General features: G+C 54.1%; 6 protein-coding genes. 1 reads left to right on the top strand and 5 read right to left on the bottom strand.

Going from position 1 to position 10639, the window contains the following annotated elements; genetic code table 11:
* Nucleotides 1–593: 593 nt before the first annotated feature.
* Entirely contained in the window at nt 594–2111 is a 1518-nt protein-coding gene (locus CHM34_RS16485) for a class I adenylate-forming enzyme family protein (RefSeq protein WP_094265708.1), read from the bottom strand.
* A 327-nt stretch (nt 2112–2438) separates the two neighbouring features.
* Between CHM34_RS16485 and CHM34_RS16480 the strand changes: the two genes are divergently transcribed.
* A complete protein-coding gene (locus CHM34_RS16480) occupies nt 2439–2618 on the top strand; it encodes a hypothetical protein (protein ID WP_094265707.1) in 180 nt (59 codons plus the stop codon).
* A 232-nt stretch (nt 2619–2850) separates the two neighbouring features.
* Here CHM34_RS16480 and CHM34_RS16475 read toward each other — a convergent pair whose 3' ends face one another.
* The 4 genes from CHM34_RS16475 to gltB form a co-directional block, all read right to left on the bottom strand.
* Complete coding sequence (locus CHM34_RS16475; protein ID WP_094265706.1) at nt 2851–4074, bottom strand: dicarboxylate/amino acid:cation symporter; 1224 nt, start codon at nt 4072–4074, stop codon at nt 2851–2853.
* Nucleotides 4075–4157: 83 nt separating this feature from the next.
* The gene (locus CHM34_RS19410) at nt 4158–4325 is read right to left on the bottom strand and encodes a hypothetical protein (protein ID WP_169713789.1); all 168 of its coding nucleotides are present in this window, start codon (nt 4323–4325) and stop codon (nt 4158–4160) included.
* Nucleotides 4326–4381: 56 nt separating this feature from the next.
* A complete protein-coding gene (locus CHM34_RS16470) occupies nt 4382–5857 on the bottom strand; it encodes a glutamate synthase subunit beta (protein WP_094265705.1) in 1476 nt (491 codons plus the stop codon).
* Nucleotides 5858–5874: 17 nt separating this feature from the next.
* Complete coding sequence (gene gltB / locus CHM34_RS16465; RefSeq protein ID WP_094265704.1) at nt 5875–10473, bottom strand: glutamate synthase large subunit; 4599 nt, start codon at nt 10471–10473, stop codon at nt 5875–5877.
* Nucleotides 10474–10639 lie beyond the last annotated feature (166 nt).

The following is a 10639-nucleotide window of genomic DNA, read 5'->3' as shown; positions in this document are numbered from 1 at the left end:
ACGGCAGTGAGGGCGTAGCCTTTCCCTTGACGGCCTACCCAGAGATGGCTACCATCCAAAATGGACGAAAGTGTGAGCATGAGTTAATATCATTCTCTATATGTCCAAAGTTCGGGGGTTAATCCGTGGTAACTGCTCGAGGTAGATTTTCTTTAGTCACTTCGTATCCGTTTCAATCCCTCATAGGTAGTTTGGTAACCCCAAAAAAGCCTACAACCAAGCCATTTCCTTCTATCCTTAAAGTACACGAAAATCCGTCTCTCCACAACTCTTTCTTCCCGCTTTTCCCCGTGGTATCAGGGAGTCCGACGAATACAAAAATGTCGTCGATCCCCGGGGGGTTTTCCCCTACCGGGCATCGACGACATGTTTCGGCTTGCGAAATGATCTTTATTTTATATAGGCGAACATATCATTTCCTTAAACCGACCGGAGCCTCGCCGATAACCGGACTCCGGTCAGTTTTAAATGGAGGCTTGTCTCTCGCAACGATCAGTTCTGAGAATGCGGAGGTCGTTTCACTACCGGGCCGGTTCATCTTAACCCTGTCTTTTATCAGCATCCCGGTGCCGAAGATGCGACCCTGCCGTTATTCAGGAGGTTTTCTGTCGGTTAGCGTCTTCCCGCAGTACATACTTCATGACCTTTCCCATGCTGTTTCTCGGAAGTTCGGAAACCAATTGCACTTCATGCAGGTTATAATCCGCAAGGCGGCTGCGCACATGAGAAAGAATCTCGTCTTCGCTGAGGGAAGCCCCCTCTTTCAATACGACGTAGGCTCGGGCCAGTTCTCCCCATACCGAGTGTTCCACCCCGACTACTGCGGATTCCTCGACTTCCTCCAATTGACCGATCACGTTTTCCACCTGGGCGGGAAAAACCTTTTCCCCACTGGTGATAATCATGTCCCGGAGCCGGTCGACTACATACAACAGGCCGTTCTCGTCCATCCAACCGACATCCTGCGTGTGATACCAACCGTTCCGGATCACCTTTTGCGTCTCTTCCTCTCGGTTCCAATATCCCGAAAACATCAGCGGCCCCCGACAAACCACTTCTCCGATTTCACCCGAGGGTAATCCCTCCCCGGTCGCCGGATCCACGATTTTCATCTCGGTCAAATACACCGCTTTGCCAGCGGAGCCGCATGTCTCGAGACCCATTTCCGGCATCCAGTAAGTGATCGCTCCGGTATACTCCGTGGCTCCGTACACCTGGACCACATCATAACCCAATTCGTTCATGCCCCGGATCAAATCCTCGGGAACCTGAGAACCTCCGCAGAGGATCATGCGCAGGGAAGGAATCTCTTTCGATTGGGATTTTGCCGCCGTGTACATGTAACTCAGCATGGAAGGGACGGACATCATCCCCGTAATCTTCTCCGCTTGCAGTAAATCCCAGATGTTCAAGGGGTGGAACTGACTATGGACCACCAGGGTGGATCCCCGAAGCAGAGAACCGATCATAAACATCATGCCGGAAATGTGAAACAACGGAGTGACAAACAGAAACCGGTCACGGTAACGCAAATCAAGAGTTGTCGTATTGGCGATGCTCCCCGCTAAAATGTTGGCATGGGTACATACCGCACCCTTCGGACGCCCGGTCGTTCCCGATGTATAAATGATGAGAGCCGGATCCTCTTCCCGGACATCCACTTCCGGTTCACCTTTGGGCTGATCTCGGATATACTCCTCAAAAGTAGCGGCATCCTCCCCGTCTCCGACCCGGAAATGACTGGGGACCAGATTTTCTTCCAGCAACGGGAGAACTTGATCAAAATCGCTGTCATAAAACAACACTTCAGGGGTGCTGTCTTCAAGTATGTAACGAATCTCTTCTTTCTTCATCCGCCAGTTCACGGCGACGGTAATGGCACCGATTTTCGCGGCCGCCAAATAAATAATAGGAAAAGGATGACTGTTTTTACAGATAACCGCCACGCGGTCCCCTTTTTTTACATGATTCTGGAGTAAAAAGTGGGCCACCTGATTAACCACCGTGTTGTACTCGGCATAATTCAGACGAACGGTGGGTGAAACAACCGCCTCCACGTCGGGGCTCAACCGGGCCCGATGACGCAACAGATCCCCGATCACATTCGACATACGACATACCTCCCTGAAGGAACTGTTACTCTTTCATTTAAAACCGAAAATTAACCATATTACCCCTTTTTTCATCCTTTCATTTTACAATACCATACCGGTATCTTTCAATTTTTCATCGGTGGATCATAAACCGGGTATGAAGATAAAACAAAATCTTTTCACTTATATCTCTTTTCTTCGATGTATCTTTCATGACGAGCTTGTAACGATCTATTTTAAAATATGATCGGTTCGAACAGGAATTTTGATTTCCTGAAGACCGGCGATGAGTGCATGACCCTGCATCCGGTGGGAAGGGTACTGTACAGAAGGAGGTGGATCATCATGGCTGATCGCCAAAGGGAATTTCGAACGGGTGAACGGGTCACCGAACCGGGTGAATATGTTTGTACAGCCGGTAACCGGAAGCGGTACGAAGGCGAGGAAACCTTCGATGCCTGCCCGGTATCCGGAGAGGAGACGACGTGGAGATTGGCCGATGATACCGAGACAGGCTGTTGCTGAATCTCCGATGAACAAAAGCCGAGATGGGTTGGAGTTAACCCGTCCCGGCTTTTTCCGTCCGAATCCCCGGCGACATGGATGGAATTTCGTCCATTGACCGTCTGTTGCCTCGCAGAAATGTTTCTGTTTTTCCGACCATCGATCTCCTGCCAAGGGTGCTTTCTCTTTCGACTCATCAATGGTACTGACTGCGGGTCGAACTCCGCATCAACTTTCTTCTTAAAAACCCCGTTTACGTCCGGTTTCGCTCACTCTGATCCACAACAGCCGCTCCGACCAAATCCCCTGTCACATTGCAGGAAGTGGCCACCATCCCCAGAAGGGCGTCCACCCCCGCTACCAGACCCACGATTTCAATCGGCAGTCCGGCCTGATTCAACACGATGGACAAGGCGACCAGACCGGCGGCGGGAACCCCGGCGGTTCCCACGGAAACCAATGTACCGGTCAAAACGACCCCCAACAAAGCCGATAAGCTCAGGTCCACTCCGACGATGTTGGCGGCAAAAACGACAGAAGCTCCCAACCGGATCGCCGCCCCGTCCATATTGGCCGTCGCTCCCAGCGGTAAACTAAAATGGGCCACCTCATCCCGGATCCCCGCTTTTTTGGAAGATTTCAGAGTCACCGGGAGCGTCCCCAAACTGCTAGAAGTGAAAAAGGCCGTTGTAGATGCTTCCCGGATGTTTTTAAAAAACGGGAGTACCGGGATTTTGAATAAGGATAAAATCAACAGATACACAAGGATCCACTGCACGCCTACACTGGCGTAAACCACTCCTACTAATTTCACCAAGGAGGCGAGGGAATCCAGACCTTGACTCCCGAAGGTGGAAGCGCTGATCGCAAAAATTCCGATGGGAGCGTACTGCAAAATCCCGTCCAGAATGCGAAAAGCCACTTCATTTCCGGCCTGAGCCAGATTCCTCAGCGACTCCCCCCCATTCCGGTGACGTTCCTCTCCGGCATGACGCATGGAAGTGACTGTCAAACCGACCACCAGCGCCAAAAATAGAACAGACAGAATATCCCCATTGACAAAGGCCGCCAAGCCGTTTTCCGGAACGATCTTTAACAAGGTGTCGATCACAGAGGGGGCTTCCGGCTGTTCCACCTCCGTTTCCGGCAATTCCAAGCCCAACCCGGGATTGACTAGCAACGCAAGGGATAAACCGATCAGGATCGCCGCTGAAGTGGTCACCAGGTAATAAAGAACCACTTTCCCTCCGATTCGCCCCATCTTTTGGGGATTCGCCTGATTCACCGCCAGAATCACGGTTAAAAAAATGATCGGAAGGACAATCATGTTTAATAGACGCAACAACAGATCTCCCAAGGGGGATAAAACCTCCGCCGAAGGTCCCAGTAACAATCCGGCAACCACGCCCAGCAAAAAGCCGACGCTGATCTTTATGATAAACGATTGATTACGGTAAAACGACCATAAAGCCTTCACGCTTCCCACCTCCTCTTTATTTTTACAAATTCCGATCGGATAAGTATATATTAAAGTTCACATCTTCTCTTTGCAAGGGGTCTTCATCCGGCAACTTGGTCCTGGGCATGGATCGTCAACCGGCCCAGACCGACCGTCAGAGGGAGGTAAGACTTGTCCGGTAGATCCAACTCGTATCCGGACCGATTCCAATCGGGCATAAAAAAAGCGCCCCATTGAATGAGGCGCTCGAGGGGTCTGATTCGAAGCATGGTGAGGGAATCCGTTCTTGATGGGGACCGATCAATCGGCCCATGAAAGCGATGCGTTAAGGCAGTTGCGTGGTTCCCATCAGATACCGATCACACTCGCGGGCCGCCTCGCGGCCTTCATGGATCGCCCAGACGATCAGACTTTGCCCTCGGCGTATATCGCCGGCGGCAAAAACCCCTTCCATATTGGTGGTGTATTGGCCGTATTCCGCTTTTACTTTGCGGTTCTCGTGTTCAAGGCCCGAGGAGTCAAGCAGAGCGTCTTCGGTTCCTTCAAAACCGATCGCGATTAAAACCAGCTGAGCGGGCCACACCCGTTCGGAACCCGGGATCTCGCGGAAGGAGTACCGGCCGTTTTCATGGAGCACCTTCTCCCCGTCGACCGTGTGCAACTCCTTTACGCGGCCCCGCTCATCTCCGACAATCTTTTTCGTCAGGATGGAATACTCCCGGGGATCCTTGCCAAACCGGGCCTTTGCTTCCTCATAGGCGTAATCCAGCGAAAAGACCCAGGGATACTCCGGCCAGGGGTTATCCTCCCGGCGCTCGTCCGGGAGTCGGGGGTGTCTGCCGAACTGGACCAAGCTCCGGCACCGCTGACGCAGGGCGGTGGCGATGCAGTCGGCTCCGGTGTCCCCGCCGCCGATGACGATCACATCCTTGTCTTCAGCCGTGATGGAAGCTTGATCCTCGGGATTCAGCAATTCCTTCGTGGACTGCGTCAGATAGTTCATCGCAAAATGAATCCCGTCCAGATTCCGTCCTTCAAGGGGGAGGTCCCGGTGTTTCTGCGCCCCCGCACAAAGGATGACAGCATCCGCTTCCTTCCGCAACTCTTCCATCGTCATATCGTTTCCGATTTCCGTATTCGTAACGAAGGTAATACCCTCCGCTTTCAACAGATTCACCCGACGGTCAACCAATTCCTTTTCCAGTTTCATATTGGGGATCCCGTACATGAGCAGACCGCCGATGCGATCATCCCGCTCATAAACGGTGACGGAATGGCCCGCCCGGTTCAACTGGTCGGCGGCGGCCAAACCCGCCGGTCCAGAACCGACGACCGCCACCTTCTTACCGGTACGCTTCTGCGGCGGCTGCGGAACAATCCATCCTTCCGCAAACCCGCGATCAATAATCTCCCGCTCGATGCTTTTGATTGCCACGGCGGGATCATGGATGGCCACGGTACAGGCCCCTTCACAGGGAGCGGGGCAGACCCTTCCGGTGAATTCGGGAAAGTTGTTGGTTTTGAGCAGGCGATCCAAGGCTTCTTTCCAGTGGCCCCGATACACCAGATCGTTCCATTCGGGAATAAGATTGTACAGTGGACATCCGGAATCCGTACCGTTGATCTGAATCCCTGTATGACAGAAGGGAGTGCCGCAATCCATGCAGCGGGCTCCCTGTTGTTTCAGTTTTTCTTCGGGAATCGGCTGTTGGTATTCTTTCCAATCCTGGAGGCGGGACAAAGGATCCCGCTCTTCCGCCGTTTCCCGTTCATATTCCATGAAACCCGTGGTTTTTCCCATCAGCCGCTCCCCTCCTTTTAAGTGAGTACGGGTGTCCGTTGATGTTGAGATGTTTTCTTGACGGGAGAGCGTTGCTCTTTCTTCCGTTCGAAAGCGGCCGCAACAGCTTCTTCACGATCCATACCGGATTGCACCAGCTGTTCGATCAACAGCAGCATCCGTTGATAATCCTTGGGAATCACTTTAACGAACTGCGCGACCGTTTTCTCCCAATGTTCCAGGACCTTCCGGGCATGCCGGCTCCCCGTATACCGGACATGGTTTTGGATGAGGCGTTTCACTTCCTCGATCTCCCGATCCTCGTCCAGTCTTTCCAACCGAACTTGTTCCCGGTTGCAGGATCCGGCGAATGCCTTCAGATCCTCCGCCAGCACGTAGGCGGTTCCTCCCGACATGCCGGCGGCGAAATTGGGACCCACTGGACCCAGGATGACGACACGCCCACCGGTCATATACTCGCATCCATGATCGCCTACGCCCTCGACGACCGCATCGACCCCGCTGTTACGGACGCAAAACCGTTCGCCGGCGATCCCGTGGATATACGCTTCTCCGGCTGTCGCTCCATAGAAAGCGACATTTCCGATCGCGATATTCTTTTCCGGAGCAAAAATCGATTGCTCCGGCGGATAAACGGCGATTTTCCCGCCGGAAAGTCCTTTTCCAACATAATCATTGGCATCCCCTTCCAGGGACAAGGTGACTCCCTTGGGAACAAAGGCGCCAAAGCTCTGTCCGGCAGACCCTTTGAAACGGAGGCGGATCGTATCCTCCGGTAATCCTTCCGCTCCGTAGCGCTTGGTGATCTCGCTTCCCAGAATCGTGCCCGCCACCCGATCCGTGTTGCGGATGGGAAGGGTCGCCTCCACCGGTCGTTTCTGTTCCAGAGCCGGTTGGCAAAGGGGCAACAGTCGGCGCCGATCCAGCGTTTCATTCAGCCGGTGATCCTGGGCGCGACGGTGGTACCGGCCCACCTCCAGCGGTACATCCGGCTGGTAAAGAAGAGACGAGAGATCCAACTCCTTAGCCTTCCAATGGGTTTGGGCCCGTTCGCTGACCGTCAGGACATCACTGCGTCCGATCATCTCTTCCAACCGGCGGAAGCCCAACTGAGCCATGATCTCCCGAACCTCCCGGGCGACAAACCGCATGTAATGGACGACGTGGTCGGGGTTGCCCCTAAACTTGTTGCGCAACTCGGGGTTTTGCGTGGCGACGCCGACCGGGCAGGTATCCAGGTGGCAGGCGCGCATCATGACACAACCCAATACCACCAGAGGCGCCGTGGAGAAGCCGAATTCCTCAGCGCCGAGGAGAGCCGCGACGACCACGTCCCGTCCGGTCATCATTTTCCCGTCGGTTTCCAATATGACGCGGTCCCGCAGGCGATTGAGCAGGAGGGTTTGATGTGTCTCCGCCACGCCCAGCTCCCAGGGCATCCCGGCGTGCTTAATGCTGGTCCGGGGGGAGGCGCCGGTTCCGCCTTCGTATCCACTGATCACAATCACATCAGCCAGCCCTTTGGCCACCCCGGCGGCAATGGTGCCCACCCCGGGTTTGGAAACCAGTTTGACGCTGATTTTGGCGTCGGGGTTGGCATTTTTCAAGTCGTGGATCAATTGGGCCAGATCTTCGATGGAATAAATATCATGGTGGGGAGGCGGGGAGATCAAGCCGACTCCCGGTGTGGACCCCCGCACTTCCGCGATCCAGGGATATACTTTGTTTCCGGGAAGCTGTCCGCCTTCACCGGGTTTCGCCCCCTGGGCCATCTTGATCTGAATCTCGTCGGCATGGTTCAGATAGTGGCTGGAAACCCCAAACCGACCCGATGCCACCTGCTTAATGGCGCTGCGGCGCAAATCACCGTTGGCGTCGGGGGTGAACCGGCTCGGATCTTCGCCGCCCTCCCCGCTGTTGCTTTTGCCCCCGAGGCGGTTCATGGCGATCGCCAGTGCTTCATGGGCCTCCTGGCTCAACGCTCCGTAGGACATGGCACCGGTTTTAAACCGGCGGACGATGGAATCGACGGATTCAACCTCGCTGAGAGGCACCGATGGACGATCCGTCTGGAAATCCAACAAACTCCGCAGAAAGGCGACCTGCTCCTCGTCCGCCATGTTCGAGTATTTTTTAAAGGTGTCGTAATCGCCTCGGCGGCAAGCTTGTTGAAGAGTGTGGATCGTGATCGGATGAAAGGCGTGATACTCCCCGTTGCGCCTCCACTGAAACTCGCTTCCGGGCTCCAGTGTGGATTCGAAGTATTCACCGGGATGATACGCCGCTTCGTGTCTCATCAGCGTCTCTTTAGCGATCACATCCAGCCCGATACCGCCGATTTGTGAAGTGGTCCGGGTGAAATAACGGTCGATTACCGCGGAATCGATCCCGATCGCCTCAAAAATCTGCGCCCCGCGATAACTTTGAACCGTGGAAATGCCCATCTTGGACATCACTTTGACGATCCCTTCCGTTGCGGTACGGATGTATTTTTCCACCGCTTCCTCCGCCGTGACACCCGGCAAAGCCTTCTCCCGAACCTCCTTCCGAAGGGTGGCGATCGCCAGATACGGATGGATCGCATCCGCCCCGTAACCCAGCAGCATCGCCAGCTGGTGCACATCCCGGGGTTCACCGGATTCCACAATGAGACTGACCCGGGTTCGGGTTCCCCGCCGGACCAAATGATGATGGAGTCCGCTGACTGCGAGCAGTGCAGGGATGGCCGCCCGGCGCGAATCGATACCCCGATCCGAAAGGATCAGCAGGGTCACCCCTTCGCCGATTGCCCGGTCGGCTGACGCAAACAGATCTTCAAGCGCTTTTTCAAGCCGGCCTTCCCCTTCGGATGGAAATAACAAGGAAAGCGTTTCGGATTTAAATTCGGGATAAGGGTTATGCCGAAGTTTCGCGCATTCCTCATCGGCAATCACCGGGGATGTCAAGCGGATTTTGCGACAGTTCTCCGGTCCCGGGTTCAAAAGATTCCCTTCCGCTCCCAAAGTGGTTTGAGTCGACGTCACACATGCTTCCCGAATCGCGTCAATCGGCGGATTGGTCACTTGAGCGAATGATTGTTTAAAATAGTTGTACAAAAGCTGCGGTCGATCAGACAGAACCGCCAGAGGCGTATCATTCCCCATCGAACCGATGGGGTCTTTACCCTCCGTCACCATCGGGACCAAATTTTTGGTCAGTTCTTCATAAGTGTAACCAAAGGCTTTTTGTAAACGGAGAAGGGTTTCTTCATCCCATTCAGAAGAAGTCGGTCCCTCCGGCAGTTTCTCCATCGCAATCATGTGATCGTCCAACCATTGGCGGTAGGGATGCTCGCGGGCGATCCGCTCCTTGATCTCCTCATCCGAAACGATCCGCTCCTCATCCAGGTCCGCGAGCAACATCCGACCGGGCTCCAATCGTCCCTTGTAGGCGATTTTTTCCTCCGGAACATCCACAACCCCGACTTCAGAGGAGAAAAGGAGCGTATCGTCGGTGGTTACATAGTAACGGGCCGGACGAAGACCGTTCCGGTCCAGGATGGCGCCGATCTGCCGACCGTCTGAAAAAGCGATCGCTGTCGGCCCGTCCCAGGGCTCCATCAGACAGCTGTGGTATTCGTAAAACGCTTTTTTCGGATCCGTCATCTGATCGTTTTGATCCCAAGGCTCGGGAACCATCATCATCGCCGCCTCGGGGAGCGAGCGGCCGCACAGGGCGAAAAATTCGAGACAATTGTCCAGGATGGCCGAGTCACTGCCCTCCAAATCGATCACCGGGAGTACTTTCTCCAGATCATCGCCGAAGGCGTCAGTTTCAAACATCCTCTCCCGGGCCAACATCCAATTGACATTGCCCCGAAGCGTATTGATTTCCCCGTTGTGCAGCAGATAGCGGTTGGGATGAGCCCGTTCCCAACTGGGAAAGGTGTTGGTGCTGAAGCGGTTGTGTACCAGGGATAAAGCGGAGGTAAAATCCGGATCATTCAAGTCCAAATAAAAATCATTCATCTGATCCGGGGTCAACATCCCTTTATATACAATCGTACGGCTGGACAGGCTGGCGATATAAACCTTTGCACCCGCCGTCTGTTCCATCCGTTTCCGGATCACATACAGTTTCCGTTCCAGCGCCACTGGATCGTCTTGTTGATCGCCGGCTCCGATAAAAACCTGACGGATCGACGGGCGGATCTCTTCGGCCATCTGTCCGAGCGTCGACGAATCGGTCGGAACGGTCCGCCAACCCAAGAATCGCTGTCCTTCCTCCCGGACGATTCTTTCCAGCTGTTCTTCATACTCCGCCCGTTCAACCGGATCCATCGGTAAAAAGAGCATGCCCACACCGTACTTGCCGGGGGCAGGCAACTCGATCCGATCCCGGCAGGTTTTTTGAAAGAACGAGTGCGGGATCTGAAGCATGATCCCGGCCCCGTCACCGGTTTTTTGATCCCGCTGTCCACCTCGGTGTTCCAATTGACAAAGAACCTTCAATCCTTGTTTCACGATCTCATGGGACGCTTTTCCTTTCAGATTGGCAATCAATCCGATACCGCAAGCGTCATGTTCATAACCAGGATCGTAAAGACCTTGCTTTTGCGGATATCCTGTGCCGGCCATGGTCTTCACTCCTTGTACCAGATTCTATCTCTCGGCTTGTAAACCGCTCTTGACTGATTTACAGTGCTGAAAAAAGCGAAAAAAATGACGGTTTCCGTTCCGTGTTTGGGTGCATACGCGCACCACTCTTATGATTGTATTTTATTTGCAACGAATCATATTAACA

Origin of the sequence: Paludifilum halophilum, from assembly GCF_002245355.1 — a bacterium.
GTDB classification, from domain to species: Bacteria; Bacillota; Bacilli; order Thermoactinomycetales; family DSM-45169; genus Paludifilum; species Paludifilum halophilum.
Note: the sequence above shows the minus strand (reverse complement) of the source record. Positions and strands in the feature narration are given on the sequence as shown.

Excerpts from the sequence above, each read along its gene's own strand:
- CHM34_RS16480 (WP_094265707.1), top strand. The coding sequence starts at position 2,439 with ATGGCTGATCGCCAAAGGGAATTTCGAACGGGTGAACGGGTCACCGAA.
- CHM34_RS19410 (WP_169713789.1), bottom strand. The coding sequence starts at position 4,325 with ATGCTTCGAATCAGACCCCTCGAGCGCCTCATTCAATGGGGCGCTTTT.
- gltB (WP_094265704.1), bottom strand. The coding sequence starts at position 10,473 with ATGGCCGGCACAGGATATCCGCAAAAGCAAGGTCTTTACGATCCTGGT.
- CHM34_RS16470 (WP_094265705.1), bottom strand. The coding sequence starts at position 5,857 with ATGGGAAAAACCACGGGTTTCATGGAATATGAACGGGAAACGGCGGAA.
- CHM34_RS16485 (WP_094265708.1), bottom strand. The coding sequence starts at position 2,111 with ATGTCGAATGTGATCGGGGATCTGTTGCGTCATCGGGCCCGGTTGAGC.